A 26,222-nucleotide genomic window follows, 5' to 3' on the forward strand; every position below is an offset into this window, starting at 1 on the left:
TCGGCCTGCGAACCGAGGGTCTGACCGTCGCGAAGCGGGCTGATGGAGGTTTGTCCGCCCTTGACACTGTCACGGGCGGTTCCGTGCTCGAGTCGGCTACACCAATGATGTGGGACTCCGGAACGTCGGCGGGCACACCGGCTGCGGAAAGTCCTGGCCGCTCCGTCGACCCGACCCGGGCGGCTGCCATCGACGAGGCCCCAGCCTCGGCCCGGCGGACCGAGGTCGGGGTGAGCCTGGACGCGGACAGCATCACCGTTGTCCCGGACCGGGGGATGCTCTCTGACCCGGCGACCCGCTGGCCGGTATACGTTGATCCGATTTGGCAGGACACGCGTAATTCGGCCTGGGCCATGGTGGCCAGCGGCTATCCGAACGAGGAGTACTACAAGTTCTCCGGCGACCAGGGAGTCGGCGAGTGTCCAGTTTCCTCGGGTTACTGCAACGGCGCCGGGGTAAAGCGGCTCTTCCACGCTCTGCCCACCCCATACGCGGGCAAGACGATCCTCAGCGCCGAGTTCGCGGTCACGATGACGCACACCTACGACGGGTCCGCCAAGGGGGTGTCCTTGTACCGGGCCGGCGCCGCCATCGGCTCGGGAACCAACTGGAATAACCAGCCTGCCATGAGCGTGCTCCAGCAGACGAAGTCACCCACCGCGACCCAGAGTTCGTGCACATCAACCAACCAGAACGTCGCGTTCACCGCGACGGCCGCGGTTAAGGAGGCCGTGGCCAAGGGATGGTCCACGACCACCTTCGGCCTGAGGGCCGCCAGCGAAACCGACCACACGGCGTGGAAACGGTTCTGTGGCAACGCCATTCTGTCGGTCAACTACAACAGGGTGCCCCTGCAGCCCAAGCAGTCCGAGCTGACCATGTCCCCAGGCGGGCAGTGCGTGAGCGGCACCAGCCGGCCGTACGTCAGCGACCCGCCGACACTCTTCTTCTACCTACGCGACCCCGACCACTCGTCGGCGGCCACGGAGAACGTTCGGGGCGAGCTGCGCTACTCCTGGAACACCGGTACGGGCAACACCGTCAGGACTTACACCACGCCGTACAGGGCCAGTGGTTCGCGTTTCCAGTACGCCCTCCCGGCGGACGTCCCGGAGAACACGCCGATCAGCTGGGAGGTCCGCGCCTACGACGGCACCGCCTACGGACCGTGGAGCGGGGATGGTGAAGCGCAGACGGACTGCCAGGTCGTCTACGACAAGACCAAACCGGCCGCGCCGGACATCGACTCGCCCGAGTACCTGCCGAACGACGCTGCCGAGAAGACGTCCCTCTGCGCTGACGACGACCAGTGGAGAGGCTCGGTCGGCAGCTACGGCACGTTCACCTTCGACACACCCGCCACGGACGCGACGAGGTATTACTACGCTTTCAACGCGAATCCGTCCCCGTCGAACGTCCTGACACCCAGCGCCCCCGGCGGCCCGGTGTCTGTCCCCTGGATGCCGGAGACGGACGGCCCGAACTTCGTCACCGTCGAGGCGGTCGACAACGGCGGTCTACGCAGTGGAATCGCCACCTGTGTCTTCAACGTCCCGACCCGCCTGGCCGCCGGTGAGTGGACGCTAGGGGAGCCGGCCGACGCCGGTGAGCTGGCCGACGCGCGGAACCGGCATCCAGCCAGGCCAGGGCCGGGCGCGCGGGTAGGTGTGCCGGGGCCGAGCTGCCTGAACACCGGAGACCAGTGCCAGCTGGACCGGGGTGTGCGGTTGACCGGCGCAGTCGACAGTTACCTCGCCACCGACAGCCGGGCCCTGGTGAACACCGGCAACGGGTTCGGGGTCACCGCCTGGGTCCGGCTGACCGACACCACCCGCGACCGGGTAGCGGTCAGCCAGGACGGTTCCGGCGAGCCGGGCTTCACCCTCGGATACGACAGCGCAACCCGACGATGGGCCTTCGTCGTCCCGGCAACGGACATAGCCTCCCTCGGCGGCTGGACCGCCACCAGTGACAGCGCCGCAGTGGCAGGCGAGTGGACGCACCTGACGGCGGTACACGACCCGGTCAGGAACACCATTCAGCTCTACGTCAACGGCGTCGCCCAGACCGCCGTGGCACGCCGCTCGGTGTGGAAGTCCCGCGGCGCGGTACAGATGGGCCGCAGTATGTCCAAGAGCGGGTACACGAGCCACTGGATCGGCGAGTTGGCCGACGTAGCGCTGTTCGACCGCGTCGTGGTGCCCCGGGAGGCAGCGGCGATCTCTCAGCTCCGAGCGATCCGCCAGGCCTACTGGCCCCTCGACGAGGTAGTGGACGGCAAGAGCCCCGCTGCCGAACTGGAGGGCAAGGAACTGGTTCTCGGTGGTGGGGCGGAACTCTACACGCCCGACCTCGACGACCCAGAGGCCAACTACCCGCTGGGCGGCGCCGGGAACCTGCTGCTCGACGGCGTAGCCGCTGCCGCCCACACCACTGCCGCCGCGACGCGCACCGACAGAAGCTTCACGGTCAGCGCCCGGGTCCGGCTTCCCAGCGCCGGATGCGGCCGGAGCATGGCAGTGGTCTCGCAGAACGCCGGAATCGGCAGCGGATTCGTCATCCGGTGCTCCAGTCAGGGCAGATGGGAGTTAGCCGTGCCGCAGTCGGACGGCACCGCGCCGACCGTGACGACCGTCTTCGACGGTGTGCGCCTGCCACACGCGGAGACACAGGGCCAGTGGGTCGCGGTGGTCTACGACTCCTTCCGGCGGGAGGTGCGGCTCTACGTCGACGGGCAACTGGCGACATCGGCCACGGCAGCGCATACCAACCCCTGGAACGCCGCCAATGGCTTCCAGGTAGGCAGGGTCCAGACCAACACCAACGTGTACGGCGAATATCTCGCCGGTGAGATCGATGACGTGCGGGTCTACGCCGGTGTGGTGGATGAGGCCACGCTCGCGCAGATCGCCTCACCGGAGCCGAACCCCAACATCTGACCGCCGCCCGGCCCGTCCCGCCGTGGGACGGGCCGGCGCAAGCGTCGTCCGTGTCTGCCTTCTTCCTCCTGCCATGTGGAGTAGTCATGTCACCGTCGATCCGCCCATCCCTCAGCCGCGGGACACGTCTGCGACACGGCATCGCCTGGACGATGAGCGTCGTGGTCGCCGCCAGCCTGCTGCAGGGGATGCCCCCGCCCCCCGCGCAGGCCGGGCCCGCGACACCCCGGACCCAGGCCGAGCAGAACCCCGCCCCCGCCCGCGCGGCCCCGCCGGTACGGACCCGCACGGTCGGCGCCGCCGTCAGAAACGCGCTGACCAGAGCCCCGGAGGTCAGCTGGCCCACCGCCGACTCCGCGGACGTCGCCGTCACCGCAGCGACCCTGCCAGCCCGCCCCACAACATCGGCGGACGCCGAGGTCGGCGGCATCGTCGTACGCGCCACCACAGCCCTCACCCCACCGGGCGCCACGGACCACTCTTCGAACCGACCCGAGTCCCCTCCGCCGGCGAGGATCCGGGTGCAGACCCTTGACCGGAAGGCCTCCGCCGGAGCCCTGGTCGACGGTCCGGCGTTCCAGGTCAGCCGCAACGACGGCGTCAGCGCCTCCGGCCAGGTCCGGCTGACCCTCGGCTACGCCGGGATCGCCGACGCCTTCGGCGGTGACTTCGGCGCCAGGCTGAGCCTCGTCCGGCTCACCGGCTGCGGCACGAAACCCACCGGATCCTCGTCCTGTCGGCCCCAACCGGTGCCGACGGTCAACAACGCCGAAGCCCGCACGCTGACCGCGACGGTGCAGGCCGACGTGGGCGTGGCCACCTACGCGATGACCGCGACGGAGAGCTCCGCGCAGGGCGACTTCGGCGCGACCGCGCTCGCCCCATCGTCGAAGTGGAACGTCTCGCCGTCTTCCGGCGCGTTCAACTGGTCGTACCCGCTGCGCGTCCCACCGGTCCCCGGCGGCGCCAGCCCGTCGATCGTGCTGTCCTACAACTCGCAGACCGTCGACGGCCGCACCGCAGCCACCAACAACCAGGGCAGCTGGCTGGGTGAGGGCTTCGGCTACGACCCCGGGTACGTCGAGCGGCAGTACAAGCCGTGCACCGAGGACGGTCACGACGGCGTCGGCGACCTCTGTTGGTCGCACGAGAACCTGACGCTGATGCTCAACGGCCGTTCCAGCGAGCTGGTGCAGGACGGCACCGGTTGGCGCTTCGCCAGCGACGACGGCTCGAAGGTCCAGCGGCTGACCGGCGCGGTGAACGGTGACGCCACCGACGGTGAGCACTGGAAGGTGACCACCACCGACGGCGCCGAGTACTACTTCGGCAAGAACCGCCTCCCGGGGTGGGTCGCCGACAAGGAGGAAACCAACTCGGTCTGGACCGTCCCCGTCTACGGCGACGACACCGGCGAGCAGTGCTACAACGCGACCTTCGCCAACGCGTGGTGCAACCAGGGCTGGCGGTGGAACCTCGACTACGTCAAGGACCGCCACGGCAACGTCGTCTCGTACTTCTACGACCGGGAAACCAACCACTACGCCCGCGGCGCGAAGTTCGACGTCAACGGCACCCCCTACCACCGGGGCGGCTACCTCAAGCGAATCGACTACGGTCAGCGCGACAACGAGGTCTACACCACCAGCGCCCCGGCCCGGGTCAACTTCGGCATCGCCGAACGGTGTATCCCGAGCGACACCGTGCTGTGCCGCCCAGGCGACCTGACCGACTCCACGGCCAACCACTGGCCCGACGTCCCGTGGGACCGCAACTGCGCCACGGCAACCAAGTGCAAGACCACCCAGGCCTCACCCAGCTTCTGGACCCGCAAACGGGTCAACCAGATCAGCACGGAGATCCGCAACGCCACCGGATGGAGCCCGGTCGACGTCTGGAAGCTGGATCACAACTGGACCAACAACGCCGACGGCAGCCGCAGCCTCTGGCTCACCCACATCCGCCACCAGGGCGTGTACGGCGGCGAGCCAGCGCAGGCCATCCCCAGCGTGCAGCTCGACGCCCGGCAACTACCCAACCGGATCGACATCCCCAACGACAACGTCCTGCCGTTGATCCGACCCCGGCTGGAGACGGTCTGGACCGACTCCGGCGGACAGATCACCGTCGACTACGCCGACGCCGACTGCACCGCCGGGAGCCTGCCCACCCCAGGCACCAGCACGAAGCGCTGCTACCCGGTGATCTGGCACCCCGGCGGCGCAAAAGACCCGGTGACCGACTGGTTCCACAAGTACGTCGTCAAGGCCGTCACCGAAAGCGACATGACCACGGTCGTCCCGGGCACCTCCATCGCCCCCGACATGGTCACCGAGTACGAGTACATGGGCGACGCAGCCTGGCGGCACGGCGACCCGAATGGGATCACCGAGGCGAAGTACCTCACCTGGAACCAGTGGCGCGGATACGAGACAGTGAAGATCCGCAAGGGCAGCGAGCAGCTGAAGACCACCCTCACCGAACACAGCTTCCTGCGCGGCATGCACGGCGACAAACTGCCGACCTCCGCCGGCGGCGGCACCCGCACGGTAACCCGGACAGACTCGGTCGGAACCAGCCACACCGACCACGACCAGTTCGCCGGCTTCGAGTTCGAAACCAAGGTCTACGACGGCTCGAAGATCATCAGCAAGTCGGTGGCGACACCGTGGCGTCAGGAAACCGCCAGCAAGACCTGGACCTGGGGCACCGACCGCGCCTGGATGGTCAAGCCCAGCGTCAACCGCGGGTTCACCCTGCTGGAGAACGGTTCGTGGCGGGAAACCAGATCGGTCACCAGCTACGACGCCAAGACGTCGACCTACACCGACCCCGTCGGCCGGGTCACCCAGGTCGAGGACCTCGGAGACGTCAACGACCCCACCGACGACCAATGCACCCGCACGACGTACGCCGACAGCACCACGCTGCGGCTGCGCAACCTGGTGGCACGGGAAGAAACCGTCGCGGTGGCCTGCTCGGCGACGCCGAACAGGGCGACCCAGCTCCTGGTCGACAACCGCACCTCGTACGACGGCCTCCCCTTCGGCGCGACCCCGACGAAGGGCAACGCCACCAAGGTCGAGAAACTGGCAGAGCACGACGGCACCACGGCCCGCTACGTCACGGTCGGCGAAAGCACCTTCGACAAGTACGGCCGGCCGGACAGCGCGAAGGACGGCTCCGGCGCCACCACGACGATCACCTACACCGAGACCAACGGCCTCACCACCAGGAAGGTGGAGAAGGGCCCGCTACTCAAGGTGGCCGGCGTCGACACGAACTTTTCATCGACCACCGACTACCACCCGGCCTGGGGCCAGCCGAGCGGCCAACTCGACTGGAACAACCGCCGTACCGACATCGAGCACGACAAACTCGGCCGAGTCACCGGCGTGTGGCTGCCGGACCGCGCCAAAGCCAGCAACCTGACCTCGCCCAGCGTCCGCTACAGCTACGTCGTCGACTCGTCGAAGCCCATCGCGGTGAAGACCGAAACCCTGAACAACGCCGGCGAGTACATCGCGTCCTTCCAGATCTACGACGGTCTGCTGCGCCCGCGTCAGGCGCAGAGCCCCGGCCCGGACGGCGGGCGGATGGTCGCCGAAACCTACTACACCGCCACCGGCCAGATCGGGCGGGTCAACGAGCCGTACTACGCCACCGGAGCGCCATCCGAGCAACTCCTGCCGACCCTCACCGGCGACACGGACCTGCAGAACTCGTACGTGTACGACGGGGCCGACCGAGTCACCAGCGCCATCACCCTGGTGGCAGGCACGGAGAAGTGGCGCACCGTCACCACCTACGGCGGCGACCGCACCCATGTCGACCCGCCGACCGGCGCGACGCCGACCACCACCATCACCGACGCCCGCGGTCAGGTACGAAGCCTCCACCAGTACAAGGGCTCCAGCCCGTCCGGTGATCACGACGAGACGACGTACACCTACACGGCAGCGGGGCAGCCCGAGACGGTGACGGACACGGCAAGCAACACCTGGAGTTACACCTACGACCAGCGTGGCCGTAAGAAGTCCGCGTCAGATCCGGACACCGGCACCAGCACCTTCGAGTACAACGACTACGACCAGCTCACCTCCACGACCAACGCCGAGAACGTGCGGTTGTCGTACACCTATGACGCTCTCGGCCGCAAGACCGCCACCTACCAGGGCACGGTCACCACCGGCACCAAGCTCAGCGAATCGGTCTACGACATCGTCACCAAAGGCGAGTTGTACTCGTCCACCCGGCTGGTGGGCACCTTGAAGTACCAGATCCTCTATCCGGCCAGGGACGTGTTCAACCGGCCTACCGAGATCCGATACTCGATCCCGAAGACCACCCCCGGCGACGAACTGGGCGGCGTCTACCGCTTCGCCACCAGCTACAACAGCGACGGGACCGTCCGGAACATCGGCTTCCCGGAAGGCGGCGGCCTCGCGCCGGAAACCGTCGGGTACACCTACGACAGTCTCCAACGGGTCGCCACCATCACCGGCTCCGGCACCACCGGGCAGCAGACCTACGTCACCGGCACCGAGTACGCGCAAACCGGCGAACTTCAGCAGGTCGAGCTGAACACCGGCGGCCGCAAAGCGTGGGGCACCTACTTCTACGACGAGGGCACCAAGCGGCTCAACCGAAGCATGCTGTCCCGCCAGGCGATCGTGGCACCGGGTCAGCCGGTGCCGACCGAGCCGGTGTCGGACATCGACCAGCGCTACACCTACGACGAGGCGGGCAACGTCCTGACCATCGCCGACACCCCCGGCAACGGTCAACGGGACATCCAGTGCTTCACCTACGACCACCTGCGGCGGCTGACCGACGCCTGGAGCACCGCCACCACCGCTCCCGCAACATGCGCGGGCGGCCCTGCCACCAGCGGCGTCGGGGGCCCGGCTCCCTACCACCACAGCTACACCTACGACGACGCCACGGGCAACCGCCTCATCGAAACCCAGCACGCCACAGGCGGCGCCGACAAGATCGAACGGATCTACGGGTACCCGGCCACCGGCCAACCGCAACCCCACACAGTCCGGTCAGTCATCGAGAAGACGCCCGGCGGCGACCGGCTCTACTCGTACGAATACGACAAGAGCGGTAACACCACGAAACGCATCCGGGTCGGCGAGGAACAGAGTTTGATCTGGGACGCCGAGGGACACCTCGCCTCGGCCACCGAGAACGGCCAGACCACCAGCTTCATCTACGACGCCGACGGCAACCGGATGGTCCGGAAGGAGCCGAACGCCACCACGGTCTACCTGCCAGGGATGGAGTTGCGCCTTGACCACGCCACCAACCTGGTCAACGGGACCCGCTTCTACCAGGTCACAGACAAGCTTTCCGTGGTCCGGACCATCAGCGGCATCCAGTTCCAGGCGGCTGACCACCACGGCACCGGCCAAGCCGCCGTGGACGCAGCCACCGGCCAGCTCAGATACCGCCGCAGCACGCCCTTCGGCACCCCGCGGGGTGCCCAGCCCGGGCCAGGCGAGTGGTTCGGCGACAAGGGCTTCGTCGGCGGAACGAAGGACGAGTCGACCGGCCTTACCCACCTCGGCGCACGAGAGTACGACCCATCGACCGGCCGTTTCATATCGGTCGATCCGATCATCGACCCAGCCGACCCTCAGCAGATGCACGGGTACTCGTACGCCAACAACAACCCCTTGGCATTCAGCGACCCGAACGGCCTGAAACCACTGGCCACTGCTGGCGGAGGCCGGGAAGAGGACAAGTACTGGAGGGACCACCCCGACCAGAAACTGACGCAGGACCCGCACAGCGGCAGATGGACCGTCATCAAGGTGACGCCCAAGAAGCCGCGCCCCTCCGAGCCACCCGAGGTCACCCGGGCCCGTAAGGAAGCCGAACGGGCCAAGCAGATGGTGGTCGCCATTGCAAAGGAACTCGGCAAGATCATCGCCGATGAACTCGGCATCACCGACGCGATGGACTGCTTCATCAAGGGCGACATGGGTGCCTGCGCGGCCACGGCTCTGAACGTCGTCCTCACCGCCATCGGCGGAGCAGCCGGAAAACTCATCGCCCGGTACGCACTACGCCTCGACAAACTCAACGACCTCAAGAACCGTCTCGTGAATCTCGGTGGCCGACTCAAAGAGGCCTACCAGACCTTCATGAAGTCCCGCAAACGCGCGGACGACGCCCTCGACGGAGCCGCCTGCGCCGTCCCGCAGAGTTTCCTGCCCGGAACTCTCGTCCTCATGGCGGACGGCACCAAGAAGCCCATCGATGAAATCGATGTAGGCGACAAAGTCCAAGCCACAGAGCCGGTCACAGGTGAGGCGGCCGCCAAGTCGGTTGTTGCCACCCTGACCAGCAAGGGCCACAAAGAGCTGGTCGAGGTCACGGTCGATCTCGACGGCCCATCTGGCCACAAGACGGGAACCGTGGTGGCGACCTCCATCCACCCCTTCTGGGTGCCCGAGCTGACCGAATGGGTACACGCCGCAAACCTACGGCCCGGCCAGTCGGTCATCTCGCCAGCTGGCACCCGCTTCGCGATCATCGCAACGAAACACTGGACCGGCACGACCCGGGTCCACAACCTGACGGTCAACGACATCCACACGTACTATGTGCTCGCCGGCAACACGCCGGTGCTGGTTCACAACTGCGGTGGGCGTTGGAAATTGGGCGATGATTATTCTAAGCCTAATAAAAATGGCGACGCGCCCTCCATGTCCACTATGCGTAAGCGGTTCTGGAAAAATGAAGCGGCGGAGCCGGCAGCCGCAGATCAATATGGTGCGGCGAACATTAGCCGCATGAGGCGCGGAATGGCTCCTCGGCGACAGCGCCCGGACGGATCATGGGAATCAATGGAGCTAAGCCACGAACCTATTCCCGAGCGAGATGGTGGTATGTTGCTAACGCCGCGGTGGCCAGAGGATCACGTCCTCATGGATCCGGGTGGATACCGTAGGCTCCCGCCCGGGTACTGACGTCGTCGAGATGGCGCGGCACTGGGACCCTCCGGTGCCGCGCTCAAGCGTTGAACTCAAGTCGTGACGATCTGGGAGGATTCGGGTGAGCACAAGCGGAGCTCAGGCGGCGGCGTTCTTCCGCGAGATCATCCAAACTCATACTGTTTGGTGGGTTCGAGACGACGGTGGCAGCCCAACTCCAGTTTCAAGTTCTGGGCGGCCAGCTTTCCCTTACTGGTCGTCGGAGGCCCGTGCGCAGCGGGCCGCTGATCTATGGGGTCCTCAATTTCGTGCTGTTTCGATGCCCTTAGATCATTGGCGAAGTGCGGCGCTGCCGGACCTCGCTAAGGATGACTTCCGTGTGGGAATCAACTGGAGCGGGCAGCGGCTAACTGGATGGGACTTCACTGTCGATGAGGTAATCAATCGTCTCAGTCATGCACTCGGCTCGTCGGTGAATGTGGTGGACCCCTAATCGGCGGTTTGCCGTTGATCGGCGTGCGCGCGGGGCCGTAGGCCTATAGCGCGTGCGCGCGGCCCGGCTTCGGCCGGGCCGCTCTTGATTACGTAATGCAGTTTTGGACCAGCGCCGCCCGTGGTCAGGTTGCCGGCTTGCGGGGGCGACGGGTTTTCTTGGCGGTCGGCGGCTCGGCGGTCGGCTCGCCTGCTGCGGGGCCGGGTGCGTCGTTGCGGATGAGGTGCGCTGGTTGCTTGGCGTAGTTGCCGTGGTCGGCTTGGTATCTGATCACGTCGTCGATGAACTGGCCGTGGGCGTCGGCGTGCCGGACCAGGTCGTTCAGGGCGTCGTTGCGGTCGTCGGCGGTGCGTGCGGCGTGGAAGCGTCGGGTGATGGCCTGCTGGTCGGCGAGGTACCCGGCAACGCTGTAGGTGATGCGCCGGTTCTGGAGTGCCCGTAGGGCGCGTTGGGCGGTCATGGAGGCGACGCCGTAGAGGTCGGCCATCTTGCGGGCCGAGGGGAGCGGGTCGTTGGGATTGGGGCGTCCGTCGCGGATCTGGTCGAGGATGTCGTCGACGACCCGTTGGAACAGTGAGGTTCCCCCGGTTTGCCGGAGGGCTCCCTGGGTGCTCCATGGGTGCTCGGACGTCGGGAAGCTGGCATGGACGCCCTCGGACCGACGCGGAAGTTGGGCCCCTGCCCCGCTCGCGGGAAGTGGTGCTGCGCGGCTTCTGGTCCGGCAGGGGGCGTGGAACTGCGGTTATTCGGCTGGACTCACCAGGAACCAGGGCTAGACACTCGGACCAACTTTGATAGAGTGTTATTTGTATGACTTTGCCTCCAGGGCTGCCCTACGGATCAGAAGGTTAGGGGTTCGAGTCCCTTCGGGCGCACAAGATCAGGAGGGGTCTGACCTGCCGAAACGGCGGTCAGACCCCTCCTGCTGTCCGCCCTGTGCGGACGGTGGGTGTCACGTGGGTGCGATGTGGGTGTCACCCCTGAAGGTGATTTCTTCTCGCGCTTTGTGGTTCTGGCCTGCGGCTTCGACGCCGTGCCCGGGGCGCTGAGGATCGGAGCACCTGTTTTCGGCCGGCGGGTGGGTCGGTTCTTCCAAGCCTTGTTCTTGATCTTTTTCCGGGTGCGGCGGGCTGCGGCCAGGACGAGGTGGGCGGTGGCGTCGGCGCAGTGTCGCTGTACGTCGGGCAGGACGCTGGTGTAGGTGTCGGCGGTGATCACGATGCTGGAGTGGCCGAGCAGATCTTGCAGGGTCTTCAGGTCGGCGCCGGCCTGGTGGGCGAGGGACGCGGCACCGTGGCGCAGATCGTGCAGCCGCACCGGGGGCAGTCCGGCGCGCTGGACGAGTTTGCGGAACCGGGTCGTGGCGTAGTTCGGGTTGATCGGCAGGCCATCGGCGCGGGTGAACACATACCCGGTGTCGGTCCACGCCTTGCCGTTCTCGGCGGCTGCGGTCTTCTGGTCGAGCTGGCGGCGACGGTGTGCGCGCAGGACCTGGACGGTGCGTTTGTCGAGGGCGACGGCGCGGCGGCCGGCGGGGGTCTTGGGGTCGCCTTCGACGATGGTGTAGCCGGCGGTGGTGCGGTTGCGTTCGATGGTGAGGACGCCCTGGTCGAGGTTGACGTCGGTCCACCGCAGTCCGCACATCTCGCCGCGGCGCAGGCCGCGCAGGGCCGTGAGCCACCAGAACGCGAACAGCGAGTCGTCGGTCACGTCGCCGAGGAACTCGGCGAGTTGCTCGGCGGTCCAGACCGCCACCGGCGGCCCGTCACCGGTGCGTTCCCACTGTTCGACGCGGGCGTCGGTCCATACCTTCGCGTGGGGCTGCTGGTAGCCGCTGACCTCGATGTGCCGGGCGGGGTTGCAGTCGATCAGCCCCTCGCGGACGGCGAGGTTGAGTGCGGCGCGCAGGGTGGTCCGCAGGTGCTGCATCGCCGAGGCCGACTGTGGTCGGCCCTTGCTGTTGGTCGTGGCGGCGATCTGCGCGAAGACCGTCCGCAGCAGTGGTGCGTCGAGGTCGGCCAGCAGATAGCGGCCGAGACGAGGGATGAGAATGTTGTCGACGTCGCGGGTGTAGTGGAAGCGGGTGGTGGGCCGGATCTTCGTGCGGGTGTCGAGCCAGTGCCGCAGCCACCGCTCGACGGTCCAGCCGGCGGCGGTGCGGTCAGCAGCAGTGCCTGCCAGCCACTCGTCACGGGCCCGACGTGCGGCGGCCTGCGACCGGTAGCCACCACGGCGGACGCGCTCGCGGCGCCCGAGCAGGTTCGTCGCGGAGCAATGGAAGTACCAGCTGCCATGCCCACGCTCCGCCAAGCGGGGACAGGACTGTTCAAGTCGTCGGCGGTGAATGTCTCGGCATCCGCACCGTTTGAAGATCACCCCTGGTTCGCCCATCGTCGCGCTCCCCTCGTCACCGGCGTACGTCATCAGGATGTGGGATATGGACGTGCGATGGCTGGAAGCAGGACTGTCTGCTTCCAGAGCTGCGCCGTTGGTGTCTGAGTTGGGCTGGGTGATCTTCTCGGCATCGGCGCGGGAGCCGTTGCAAACCAGCTCGACTGCCTGGAGAGCCTGATCGACGTTGCGTGATGGGCTCCTGGATTTGACAGTGCAATGCCCGACTTGTGGTCACCTTCAGTAGTTGAGTCTTTACATAGAGCATCCTTTATCTCTAGGGTCGTGTCCACTGTCGGTCGTGGGCACGGGGGTCAGCGTGGCTGGTTTGGTCTTGCATGCACGTGCGTCACAGAGAAGGTCTCTCTCCCTGCGGCGCTGGTGTGCGGCCGTGGTGGTCTTGGCCACGACCGTTCCAGGGCTTTCGGTCCCCGCCATCGCCGCTGCTGCGGCTGTCACACCACCGAAGGGTTCCTGCGTCGATGAGCAGCCGGACGCGGCCGCGGCCCGACGCATGTTGGTGGTCTGTGGTCGGCGGGTGGAGGACATTTCGGCTCGAACGGAGTGGTCGCAGACGTTCCTGAACGTCGATGGGTCGCAGACGTTGGAGCAGACGATCGAGCCGACCCGGGTGCGTAAGGGCGGGTCGTGGGTGCCCGTGGACACGACGCTGAAGTTGACCTCCGAGGGGGTTGTGCCGCGGGCCACGGTCCTGCCGATGGTCTTCTCCGGCAAGGGCAGGGGTCCGTTCGTGCGGTTGCGTGACGATAGTCGCGAGCTGGGCGTGTCCTGGCCTGGGAAGCTGCCGGCTCCGGTGCTTAGCGGTCCGACGGCGACCTACCGGAACGTGCTTCCGGATGTGGATCTTCAGGTCACCGCTCAGCCTCTCGGCTTCTCGCAGGTGTTGGTCGTCAAGACCCGCGCCGCTGCCGCGAACCCGAAACTGGCGACGCTGACGTTCGGAGTCGAGACGAAGGGCGTCACGGTCGGCCCGTCCGCCGGTGGCGGGCTCGCCGCGCGGGATAGCAAGGGTGGCATCGTCTTCGCCGCGCCGGCGCCCCTGATGTGGGACTCGTCCGAAGTCGGGGAACCTGCCGGCGGAGCGGTTGAGAAGGACAAGGGGCAGCCTGCCGTCAGCCCGTCGCGCAAGCCGACAGCGGCCGAGGCTGGCGCCGCTGGTGCCAGGGTCGGCGGTGCGGCAGGCCGGGATGAGGTGCCGGAGGCTGCCCGTAGGGCGGTGATGCCCGTAAGGGTCGATGACAAGTCGGTGACGGTGGTTCCGGACAAGGCCATGTTGACCGATCAGCGGACGAGGTTGCCGATCTACATCGATCCGTCGTGGACCGGGGGGATCGCGAGCAACGCCTGGACCTCCGTATGGAGCAAGCACAAGTCGAGTTCCTTCTGGCAGAACACCACGGCGCTGTACAACGGGAAGATCATCGGCTCGGCTGGTGCGGGACGCACCGAGGACTGCTCGGGCTGCGCCGATCACATCATCCGGTCATTGTTCCGCATGAACACCTCGGCGGTGGCGGGCAAGCACATCCTGAGCGCGCAGTTCCGGGTGGAGCAGCGGTGGTCGTGGACGTGCAGCCCGAAGTCGAACGCGAAGCTGTGGATGACCGGGTCGATCTCGTCGGGCACGACGTGGAACAACCAGCCGACCTGGCACAGCACCTACACGGCGCAGAGCGTTGGCAACCGCAAGTACGGCTCCGCGCACGGTTGCCTCGGAACCGGCACGATCGAGTTCAACGTGACCTCGATGGTGGCGAAGGCGGCGGCGAGCAAGTGGCCGAACCTGACGGTGGGGCTGCGGGCGGTCGACGAGGGCACCAAGGACCAGTGGAAGCGGTTCAACCACGCCTCACCGAAGCTGGCGATCACCTTCAACAGCGATCCGAACGCGCCGGGCGACCGCAAGTCCGATGGCAAGGCCTGCGCCACCGGCGCTTCCCGGCCGTACGTGCTGACCCCCACACCGGTCCTGGCCGCCAAGCACTCCGACCCGGACAGCTCGCAACAGTCGTTGACCACCTACTTCTACTGGTGGCCGGTAGGCGGCACGCGGAACGAGACCAACAAGATCTCGCAGGCCGCGGGCAACCCGTCCACCACGTCGAAAGCGATACCCGCGGGCAAGCTGACCGATGGCGCGAGTTACGTGTGGCAGGCCCGAACCTGGGACGGTTCACACTACGGACCCTGGTCGGGCACGTGTGAGTTCACCGTCGACGCGACAGCGCCGCCTGCGCCCGCGAGCGTCTCGTCGACCAACTACACCAACGATGGAGTGCCGCGCGGCGGTGTCGGCCTCAGCGGCACCTTCAGCGTCGCCGCCCCGGCCACCCGCCCGCACGAGGTGAAGGAGTACGCGTACAGCCTCGACTCCGGCGTGCTGACCGCGGCCAAGACCGTGCCGGCGCGCAGTACGGACTACGGCGCGTCGATCACGCTTGCGCCACTGCACGATGGGGTCAACACGCTCTACGTGTGGTCGAAGGACCACGCCACCCGGTTCTCATCCCCGGTGACGTACACCTTCAGCGTCCGTGCCGGCTCCGGCCCGGCCGCGGAGTGGACCTTCGAGGAAACCGGCACCACCGGCACCGATGTCTCCGGCCACGGCAACACTTTGACCCTCGGCACGCCCGCCACCCGGGTCGCGGGTCGCTCCGGCGTCGGCACGGCCCTGTCGCTGCCGGGGACCACCGCGGTGACCAAGACCGGCGCCGTCACCTATCCCCACCCGGACACCGGGGTCGCCACGCCCGCGCGGACGGACTCAAGCTTCACTGTCACCGCCTGGGTGAAGATCAACTCAATCTCGGGAACCGGGGTCCAGACAGTGATGAGTGCCAGCGGATCCCGCATGTCCGCCTATCACCTCGGCTACGCCGGTAGCAACCAACGCTGGCGGTTCGCGATGGCCGCCGCCGACACCGACAACGCCGGCCTGCACAGCGTCTCCTCCGACGTGGCGCCCACAGCGGGCAAGTGGACCCACCTCGCCGGCGTGTACGACGCGTCAACCAAGAAGCTGACGCTCTACGTCAACGGGGTGGCCCAGACCGCCACCGCGACTCTCTCCGGCGGCTTCAACGCCACCACCGAGGTGGCCATCGGCAAACGCATGTGGAACGGCGGCGCCGACAGCTTCTTCACCGGATCGATCGACGACGCAAGGTTCTACCACTTCATCGAGACGCCTACCAACCTGGCGAAGCTGGCGGTGCCCCTGCAGCCGAAGATCACCTTCCCGAACGGCAGCGACGTCACCCCCGGCGGGACCCTCGCCGTCACGTTCGACGCCGGCGGCGACACGAACGTCACGAAGTTCAAGTACAGCATCGACGGCACCAGCCTGGGCAGCACGGTTAACGCCATCACGGCGGGCGGCACGGCAACCGTCACGATCAACGTCGGTGCCACTACCGGTGCACGACCGGTCTACGCCGTCGCGGTCGACGACGGCAACCGGATCAGCGACATGAACCAGAGTGAGTTCACCGTGACGTCCGCGGCAAGCCTGTCCGGCACTGTGTGGGACCCGAACTTCCTGCCTCAGGCCGGAGCCGTCGTCCAACTCCAGCCCGGCGGACACCAGGCCACTTCCGGCGTCGACGGCAGCTACACCCTGACAGGGTTCCCGCCCGGGCTGTATGCGGTCACCGTTACTTTCGGCGGCCGTTGCGGGCTGGCGTTCAACCAGCCCCTCGAGATCGACGGTCAAGGGCTGACGCTCGACATCTTCCTCGCCGCGATCAGCGACGACCTCGGTAGCACCTGTACCGAACAGAACACGGCCTTCACCGCCGCCAACAGCGTTCTGGCACTGACCGGCGACGACGCCGTCACCACGGTGCAACTGCCCTTCGCCTTCCCGTTCTACGGCGGGGCGTACCGCAGCGCCTGGGTCGACACCAACGGCCTGCTCTCGTTCACCGACCCCGGCGGCTCGCACCCGTACACCGGTGGTGGTCAGCTGCCCGCTCCGACGGAACCGAACACCGTGGTCGCCCCGTTCTGGGACGACCTGGTGGTCGATGGCTCCGCCAGCGTGCGGACAGCGACCACGGGCGCCGGCAGCGCACAGCGGTTCATCGTCGAGTGGCGCAACGTGCACCGTAAGGGCGACACCACCCAGCGTCTGTCGTTCGAGGCGATCCTGGCCCCGGACGGCACGGTGACCACCAACTACGACCAACTCGACAACGCCGCCGAGAAGGGCGCCAACGCGATCGTCGGCATCGAGGCGGACGCCGGCGAGGACGGCCTGACGTACTCCGCGAACGAGCCTGCCCTGGCGAACGCCCGGTCGATCACCTTCGTCCGCCCGGACGTCGCCGGTGGGCTGGAGACGCACAACCTCTCCGGGGCGCTGACCGACACTGCGGGCACCCCGGTCGTGGGCGCCACGGTCTCGCTCGACCCGAGCGGCCTGACCGCCACCACCGGCGCGGGCGGGGCGTACAGCTTCACCGGCCTGGTCGCCGACAGCTACACCGTATCGGCCAAACTCGCCGGCCGGTGCGGAGCCATGGCCCGCAACCAGGTGGAGCTCTCGACCGACACCGTCCGTAACTTCCAACTCGGCCCCGACTACGGCGGCATGGGGTACGCATGCGCTACCGGCGCCTCCGGCTTCCAGGCGGCGTCGACCGTGCTCGCCCTGACCGGCGACGACGCGGCGACATCGGTGACGTTGCCCTTCCCGGTGCAGTTCCACGGCCAGTCGTACACCACCGGCCTGGTGCACACCAACGGCCTGGTCAGCTTCGGCGCGGCCTCCGGCCTGCCGGAAACCTGGGCCAACCCGACCATGCCGACGGCGACCGCCCCCAACGCGGTGGTGGCCCCGTTCTGGGACGACTTCGAGGTCGACACCTCCGCGAGCGTGCGCACGCAGACCTTCGGTGCCACCCCGAACCGGTCCTACGTGGTGGAGTGGCGCAACGTCGGATTCCGCCCCACCAAGACGGAGCGGCTGACCTTCGAGGTCATCTTCCACGAGGACGGACGGATCGCCTTCCACTACGGCACCATGTCGACCCCGACCCAGCAGGGCGCAGGCGCGACCGTCGGCCTGGAGAACGCCTCCGGCACCGTGGCGGCCCTCTACTCCTTCCAGGAAGCGGCCCTGCCCGGCAACACCTCGATCACCTACACCCCCGCCCCCGCCGGGACCGTCACCGGCCTGCTCACCACCGCCGTGACCGGCCAACCGGTCGCCGGAGCGACGATCACCATGAACCCCGGCAACCGCAGCACCACCACCGGCGCGGACGGCAGCTACCAGTTCACCGCCGTACCAGTGGGCGAATACGTGGTCGCCGCCTCGACCGGTGACAACCGCTGCACCGGCCAGTACGCCAAGGAAACCATCAACCACCCCGGCGGCACCTCCGACGTCGACCTGTCGGTCATGGTCGACGGCGACGAGTTCGGCTACAAGTGCACCACCGGCACACAGACATTCGTCCCCGGCGACGTCACCGAAGGCTGGAGCGGCGACGACACCGTATGGCAGAAGAACCCACCATTCCCGGTCAAGCTCTACGGCGAGTCATACACCTCGGCCTGGATCAGCGCCAACGGTCTGGTCAGCTTCAAAGACCCGGCGTACTTCGGCTGGATCGGCTCCGCACCGGGCACCATCCCCTCGCCAGCCGCCGAAGGCTCCCCGAACGCCGCCGTCTACGTCCACTGGGACGACTGGGTCATCGACTCCCAGGCAGCGATCGCCACCAAGATCAGCGGCACCGCCCCCAACCGGCAGTGGATCGTGGAATGGCGCAACGTCCACGCCCACGGCGACACGACCACCCGAACCACCTTCGAAGTCATCTTCACCGAAGGCGGCGACATCACCCTCGCCTACAACGGCATCGACCCCACCAAACCGATCGAGCGGGGCGGCGAGTCCACCGTCGGAATCGAGAACGCCGACGGGTCCATCGGCTTCCAGTACCTGCACCGGGAGAACTGGCTGGCCAGCGGCCAAGGCGTGACCTTCAAGCCCAACCCGCCAGGACAGGGCAGCCTCGCCGGGACCGTCACCTGCCAGGGCACCCCCATCGCCTCAGCGACCATCGCGGTGGCCGGCAAGACCGCGACAACCGCAACGGACGGCACCTACCAGGTCGACGCCGTACCCGCCGGAACCTGGGCGGCGATCAGCACCGTGACCGCCGGTGCCTGCAAAGGCTCCGACGTGAGACAGGTCGCAGTCGGCACCAGCGCCCAGGCGCTCGCCGACTTCACCCTGGCGGCCACGCCCACAGGCGGTGGCTACACGCTGGCCGAACAAGCCGTGCCCTACATCCCCGCCAACACCACAGTGCTGCCACTCACCGGAGACGACGCCTACACCCCCGTCACCCTGCCCTTCCCCGTGAACCTCTACGGCCAGACCTACAACACCGGCTGGGTCGACATCAACGGCGTGATCAGCTTCATCGACCCCGGAGAACCCTCACCCGACGCCTGGCCGATCCCCTCACCGGACAGCCCCGAAGAACCCAACGCCGCCCTCTACCCCTTCTGGCACGACTGGGTCGTCGACAGCAACGCCAGCATCCGCACCACCGTCCGCGGCAGCACAGGAAGCCGGCAGTTCGTCATCGAATGGCGCAACGTCCACTCCTACGAAGACCCCCTCACCCGAATCACCTTCCAGGTCATTCTCGACGAAACCGGCGGCTACAGCTTCACCTACACCGACAACGACGGCACCTTCCTCGAACGCGGCGGCGCCGCCACCATCGGCATCGAGAACACCGACGGCACCACCGCCGTCCAATACACCTACCGCCAGCCGGTCCTCCGCCCCGGCCTCGGTCTGCGGCTGAGCCCACCCACCCCATGACGGGCCGTTTCCTCAGCGCCGTCGGGGCGGCCGCCACCGGACTGCCAGGAAGTGCACATCAGCAGTCGGCGAGCCGAACCAGGCTCGGACCGCAACCTATCTGGGGCCGCGGGTACCCAAGATCCACACTCATGACGATCACGGATAACCTCGGGGAGCACACGATGGACTCGACTCGCCCACTCCGCCGATTCCGTGGACTCGGTAGAACCCGCATGGTCATAGCAGCCGCAACCGCAGCGCTGATGGCCGCGACGCTCATTGGTGCACCGACGTCGGCTGCGGGCGCGAAGCGCTATCAGCCACCGGCACCGCAGAAGGTGCCGACTGTTCCAGTGGCTCCTGTAGTACCCAGCACACCGGGACCGCGAGCGGTAATGCCCGACGCGGGCCGCCAGCCCGCACCGGTGTGGCCCGCAGCGGGGACCGTAGAGGTCGACATCGCCGGGAGGACCTCCACTCCTGTCACGGCAGGAGCACTGCCAGTTCGGGTCGCCTCGGCGTCCTCGCCCGCGGTGTCCGCGACCGGCCGAACACTCGCTCCTGCCACGACCCCAACCCGGGTCCGGGTGGAGTTGCTGAACCGGGCAGCCACCGAGAAGGCGGGAGTCCGTGGGCTCCTGCTCAGGGTGGGCCGAGCCGACGGTGCTGCAAGCGCGGGCAGCCTACAGCTGACGGTGAACTACGGGGCATTCGCGTCTGCCTACGGCGGCGACTGGGCGTCGCGGCTGCGTATGGTGTCGATGTCGGCCTGCGCCCCCGAACAGGCGGAGGCACAGGCATGTGCAGGCACCCCACTGCGGTCAACTAACAACCTGAGGACGCACGACGTGTCGGCGGCGGTGCCGGTGTCCGGGAGCAGCGTCCTGGTGGCGTTGACGGCCGGCGACTCCAGCCCTGCGGGTGACTACAAGGCCACCTCGCTCAAGCCGTCGTCGACTTGGAGCGCTGGCGGGAACTCCGGGGCGTTCACCTGGTCGTACCCCATGCGGGTACCGCCGTCGCTCGGCGGGCCGGCACCGACCCTGGCGCTTTCGTACTCCTCGCAATCCGTGGACGGCCGGCAAGCGGCCAGCAACAACCAGCCCTCCTGGGCAGGCGAGGGCTTCGAGGCTAACCCCGGCGGGTTCATTGAGCGGCGATACGTCGGCTGCGGCCAGGACATGGAAGGTTCAGCCAATAACAGCAAGAAGACCAGTGACCTGTGCTGGGAGACCAGCAACGCCACGCTCTCCCTAGGTGGACACTCCGGCGAGCTGATCTACAACGCGACCGAGGACCGTTGGCACCTGCGGTCGGACGACGGTTCGCGAATCGCGCACAAGACCGGCGCGAGTAATGACGACAACGACGGCGAGCACTGGGTGGTCACCACCACCGATGGAACCCAGTACTGGTTCGGGTTAAACCAGTTGCCCGGCTGGGTCTCCGACAAACCGGTGACGAACTCCACCCTCACTGCCCCGGTGTTCGGCAACGAACCGAATGAGCCGTGCCACGCCGCCGCGTTCATCGACTCCGACTGTACACAGGCATGGCGGTGGAACCTCGACTATGTGGTGGACGTCCACGGTAACTCCGCCTCGTACTGGTACGTCAAGGAGACCAACAAGTACGGCCGTAATCTCGACGCCGACGACGCCGCTTCGTATGACCGGGCCGGCTATCTCGACCATATTGCCTACGGCACTCGGCGTAGCAACGATGTCGATTCAGTGCTGAGTACCCCGGCGCCGGCGCAGGTGGTCTTCGAGGTTGCCGACCGCTGCCTGTCCAATTGCACTACCCATGATGCCGCGCACTGGCCCGATACTCCGTGGGACCAGCAGTGCACCGGGTCGAACTGCGGCACGGTGTACTCGCCCACTTTCTGGACCAAGAAGCGGTTGGCGTCGGTGACCACCCAGATCCGCTCCGGCGGTGCCTACTCCGACGTGGAGCGCTGGACGCTGACCCACACGTTCCCAGACCCCGGGGACGGCACCCGCGCCGGCCTGTGGCTGTCCAAGATCTCCCATGCCGGCCTGGTCGGCACGACCACCGCTGTCCCGGATATCGAGTTCACCGGGGTGCAACTGGCCAACCGGGTGGACACGATCGACTTCGCGGCGGCGATGAACTGGTGGCGAATCGCCAAGATCCGGAACGAGACCGGCGGCACCATCAGCGTCACCTACTCCGGCCCGGACTGCGTGGCCGGCCAGACTCCGACGGCAGAAACCAACACCAAGCGCTGCTACCCGTCTGTCTGGACTCCGGAGGGCTACGCCAACCCGGTGACCGACTGGTTCCACAAGTATGTGGTCACCACCGTCTACGAACAGGACAACACAGGGGGGACGCCACCGCAGGGCAGCCCTCGCACGGTGTACAAGTACTCCTACCTCGACGGCGCGGCCTGGCACTACAGCGACGACGACGGCCTAATCGAGAAGAAGTACAAGACCTGGTCGAGCTTCCGTGGCTACGGTCGGGTCGGAGTGACAACCGGCGACCCGGGAGAGCAGACCTACACCGAGACCCGCTACTTCCGGGGCATGGACGGCGACAGGGCGGCCCCCTCGGGGGGCACCAAGACAGTCACCATCGACGGGTTCACCGACGCAGACTGGTACGCCGGCATGACCCGCGAGGCCAAGACGCTCAACGGTCCGAATGGGGCGGTAGTGTCCCGCGAGACCAACGATCCGTGGGGCTCTGCCGCGACCGCCACCCGCACCATCAACGGTGACACGGTGACCGCGCGCTTCGCTCGAACCACCACGACCCGCAAATACACCACCCTGGACAACGGGCGTGGTGAGCGCGCCACCAAGACCACGACCAGCTTCGACTCCCTCGGCATGCCCACGAAAATCGACGACTTCGGCCACGACGGAGTCGCTGGCGACGAGCAGTGCAAGAAGATCGACTACGAACCCCGAAACACCACAAAATGGCTCGTGGACAAGGTGCAACGCACACAGACGTACGCAGTTCAGTGCTCGGCCACGACACCCACCGCGGCCCTGGCAGACGCGGACGTCATCTCCGAAGAACGGACCAGTTTCGACGGCCAGACGTTCGGGACGGCACCCATCCGCGGCCTCGCAACAAAGACCGAGAAGATGGCTTCCTGGAATGCCGGCGCGCCAACCTTCGCAACGGTCTCGCGAGGCACTTTTGACGAGAACGGGCGAGTGACTGCGGCCTGGGACGCGTTGAACGCCAAGACCACCACAGAGTACACCCCCACCACCGGTGGCCCGGTGACCGCAACCACGGTCACCAACCCCTTGCTGCACGTGGCCTCGACCACGGTGAACCCGGCATGGGGCAACAACTCCGCGATCATCGACCCCAACAACAAGCGGACCGACCTCGCCTACGACGGCCTGGGCCGGCTGACCGCAGTGTGGCTCCCCGGCCGGAATAAGGCGACCCAGACAGCCACCGCCACCTTCAACTACCTGATCCGCAACGACGCCGCCACCGTGGTATCCACCTCCCGGCTGAACCCGGCCGGTGCATACAACACGATGTACGCCCTATACGACGGCCTGCTCCGCCCACGGCAGACCCAGACTCCATCACCTTCCGGCGGCCGGCTGCTCACGGACACCTTCTACGACACCGCCGGTCGAGAGGTGAAGACGTTCGGCAGCTACCACGCAACCGGGGCGCCCGGCACGACGCTGGACACCGCCACCGATCGGGCATTCGTCCCGAACCAGAATCGAACGATCTTCGACGGCGCGGGACGCCCAACCGCATCGGTCTTCCAACCCTACGACGCGGAACGCTGGCGGACGTCCGTCTACTACGCCGGTGACCGTGCCGACGTGACCCCACCCGCAGGTGGCACCGCCACCTCCAAACTGACCGACGCGCTCGGCCGGACCGTCTCGGTGCGCCAGTACCACGGCGCGAGCCCGACACCAAACACGGTCGGCTCGTGGGACACCACGTCCTACGCCTACACCCGCAAGGGCCAACTCGCCAGCGTCGCCGATTCCATGAATAACCAGTGGCTCTACGAGTACGACCTGCAGGGCCGTCGCACTAGGCAGACCGATCCCGACACTGGTGTCACTACCTTCACCTATGACGCGGGGGACCGCGTCACTTCATCCACCGACGCCCGCAGTAAAAAGTTGGTATACCTATATGACGCGCTAGGCCGTAAACGGGCGGTGTACGACAACGCAGTCGGTGGCACAATGCGGGCCCAGTGGGTCTACGACACGATCGCCAAGGGCCGCCTCTCTCAGTCGACCCGGTTCGTGGGCAGCGCCGCCTACCAGACCAAGGTCACCAGCTACACCGACCAATATCAACCGAACGGGATCGAGGTGGTGATCCCGACGGCAGAGAGCAACCTAGCCGGCACCTATACTTTCTCCAACACCTATAACGTCGACGGCAGCGTCGCTTCGACCGGTCTGCCGTCCACCGGGGGTGACTTGCCGGCCGAGACACTCTCCTACACCTACGACTCACTGGGTCAGCCGACCACGATGACCTCGCTGTACGGCGCGGCAAACTTGTCCTATGTGGTGGGCACGACGTACAACGCCCTTGGTGAACTCAATCAACTCACACTCGACACCGACAACACCGCTGGCGGGAGAGTACTGCAGGCTTTCACCCATGAACTCGAGACAGGACGGCTGACCGGAGTCCGGGTAGATCGGGACACGGTCGCGCCGAACACGCTGTCCGACATCCGCTACACGTACGACAAGGCCGGCAACATCACCAAGGCGATGGACACCGCACCGGACCCGGTCGACGACACCCAGTGCTTCAGATACGACCACCTTCGCCGCCTCAGGCACGCCTGGACCCCGACCAACAGCGACTGCGACGCCGATCCGGTGGCTACCTCCCTTGGCGGTCCTGCACCATACTGGCACTCCTGGTCATTCGACCTCGTGGGCAACCGCGAAACCCAGACAGTGCACACCACATCCAGCAACACCACCACGACCTACGAATACCCCGCTGCCCAAGCATCGCGACCCCATGCGTTGTCGACCACCACGACTGGCTCGATAACGCAGAACTACCGATACGACGAATCGGGCAACACGACCTGTCGGCCCACCGGGACGGCCGCGAATACCTGCCCGAGTGGCACCGGCTCTCAGGTGCTCACTTGGGATTCCGAGGGACACCTCGAAACCAGCACCGACTCGACAGGCACCACCACCTACATCTACGACGCGGACGGCAACCGACTCGTACGCCGGGACCCGACCGGCAAGACGCTCTACCTGCCCGGACAGGAACTGCGGTACACCACCAGTACCGGAAACACCACCTGCACCCGCTACTACGCCTACGGCGGGTCCACGGTCGCCTCCCGCACCAGCGCAGGACTAACGTGGCTAGCCGCCGATCACCAAGGCACCGCGAACGTCTCCGTCAGCGCCACCGCCGCGCAGACAGCCACGGTCCGCCGCCAGAATCCCTACGGCAACCCACGCGGGGGCAGCCCGACCTGGGCCAACGACAAGGGCTTCGTCGGCGGCACGAAGGACAACACCGGGCTGACCCACCTCGGCGCCCGGGAGTACGACCCGACCATCGGCCGGTTCGTCTCCGTCGACCCAGTCTTCGACCAGCAGAACCCGCAGTCCTGGACCGGCTACGGCTACACCAGCGGCTCACCGATAACCTCCAGCGACCCCAGCGGGCTAAAAGAATGCGCGGGGTTCTATACCTGCAGCGGCACCGATGAAGGAGTAGGCCAGCCACCCAAGGACGAATGCTATAACTACACTGGGGTCGCCCAGCGTCACTGTGAGGAAAACCAAGGCAACGGGCAGAACACAAGCGCAGGGGAAGCCACCGGTGGCACAGGGTCCGGCAACAACCCCTCGGCCAACCTGCCGACCATCCCGCCAGAAAAGAGGCGGCAACTTGACAACTACATTCGGCTGGTGATCGACCAGAATCCGGACACATGGAATATGCCAGGCTCGCCTGCTTATAACGCCATCATGGTCCGCATCAAGCGCGCCCTTTACGGCACACCCAGTTTCAAGGACTACTGGGAGGCGCTAGACCAGACGGTGGTCACCACGGTCGTAGCCACCGTCGGCGCAGTCCTCTGCGCCGAGACCGGCCCAGCCTGCCTACTCGCCGCCGGGGCGATCGCTGGCATAGCCGGTCAGTGTATGGACGACTGCGAGGACACCCAAGCCGTAGCCTTGGCGGCAGTATTCTCGGCAGCGACCGGGGGTCGAGTCCCAGCTTCGCGCATTCCATGGACGAGTGGCAGTGTCAGCAGCGCCGCCAGGTCCATCGCAAGTGGCAGCACAAGTATCATGGTTAGATCCCGCTCAGAGGCAGAGGAGTTGCTTCTCGGCATGTACCTAGGTCAGGGGTACCGAAATGCCACTGGCTTTGATGGAGTCGGAACGAAACAGTACTTCGGGTCGAAGGTTGGCACCTATCACTGGGATGACACACTTGGGGCTGATGGCAGGGTAGTCGGTCATGGCCCTGGAAATGCAGACGGAGCATTTCCTCACCTTCAGGTCCATACTCTCGAGGGCCCAATTGTCCGGATATTTTGGGGTGGTTAAGTGAAGACT

General features: G+C 66.7%; 7 protein-coding genes and 1 pseudogene. 6 read left to right on the forward strand and 2 right to left on the reverse strand.

Annotated features, from left to right (window positions below):
• Positions 1-353 precede the first annotated feature (353 nt).
• From ACWCHM_RS29965 to ACWCHM_RS29980, 4 genes and pseudogenes are all read left to right on the forward strand, one after another.
• A pseudogene (locus ACWCHM_RS29965) lies at positions 354-800 on the forward strand (DNRLRE domain-containing protein); the annotation flags it as partial.
• 324 nt (positions 801-1,124) lie between these two features.
• Positions 1,125-2,939 (forward strand): LamG domain-containing protein, encoded by a 1,815-nt coding sequence (locus tag ACWCHM_RS29970; RefSeq protein WP_454223219.1) that lies wholly within the window; start codon positions 1,125-1,127, stop codon positions 2,937-2,939.
• Between the two features lie 152 nt (positions 2,940-3,091).
• A complete protein-coding gene (locus tag ACWCHM_RS29975) occupies positions 3,092-9,922 on the forward strand; it encodes a polymorphic toxin-type HINT domain-containing protein (RefSeq protein ID WP_454220760.1) in 6,831 nt (2,276 codons plus the stop codon).
• An 85-nt stretch (positions 9,923-10,007) separates the two neighbouring features.
• On the forward strand, positions 10,008-10,379 hold the full coding sequence (locus ACWCHM_RS29980) for a DUF2750 domain-containing protein (protein WP_454220762.1): 372 nt from the start codon (positions 10,008-10,010) through the stop codon (positions 10,377-10,379).
• Positions 10,380-10,503: 124 nt separating this feature from the next.
• Here the strand turns inward: ACWCHM_RS29980 and ACWCHM_RS29985 are convergent, their stop codons facing one another.
• Both ACWCHM_RS29985 and ACWCHM_RS29990 read right to left on the reverse strand, forming a co-directional pair.
• Positions 10,504-10,929: a GntR family transcriptional regulator gene (locus ACWCHM_RS29985; RefSeq protein WP_454223220.1), complete on the reverse strand. Its 426-nt coding sequence runs from the start codon at positions 10,927-10,929 to the stop codon at positions 10,504-10,506.
• A 290-nt stretch (positions 10,930-11,219) separates the two neighbouring features.
• Complete coding sequence (locus ACWCHM_RS29990; RefSeq protein ID WP_454220764.1) at positions 11,220-12,689, reverse strand: tyrosine-type recombinase/integrase; 1,470 nt, start codon at positions 12,687-12,689, stop codon at positions 11,220-11,222.
• 472 nt (positions 12,690-13,161) lie between these two features.
• Between ACWCHM_RS29990 and ACWCHM_RS29995 the strand changes: the two genes are divergently transcribed.
• Together ACWCHM_RS29995 and ACWCHM_RS30000 are read left to right on the forward strand one after the other, a co-directional pair.
• Positions 13,162-19,641, forward strand: coding sequence for a carboxypeptidase regulatory-like domain-containing protein (locus ACWCHM_RS29995; protein ID WP_454220766.1), 6,480 nt, complete (start codon positions 13,162-13,164; stop codon positions 19,639-19,641).
• A 569-nt stretch (positions 19,642-20,210) separates the two neighbouring features.
• Positions 20,211-26,213 carry an RHS repeat-associated core domain-containing protein gene (locus ACWCHM_RS30000; protein ID WP_454220768.1) on the forward strand — a complete coding sequence of 2,001 codons (6,003 nt, stop codon included), beginning with the start codon at positions 20,211-20,213 and terminating at the stop codon, positions 26,211-26,213.
• The last annotated feature ends 9 nt before the right edge of the window (positions 26,214-26,222 follow it).

It is taken from the genome of Micromonospora sp. SCSIO 07396 (assembly GCF_053667945.1).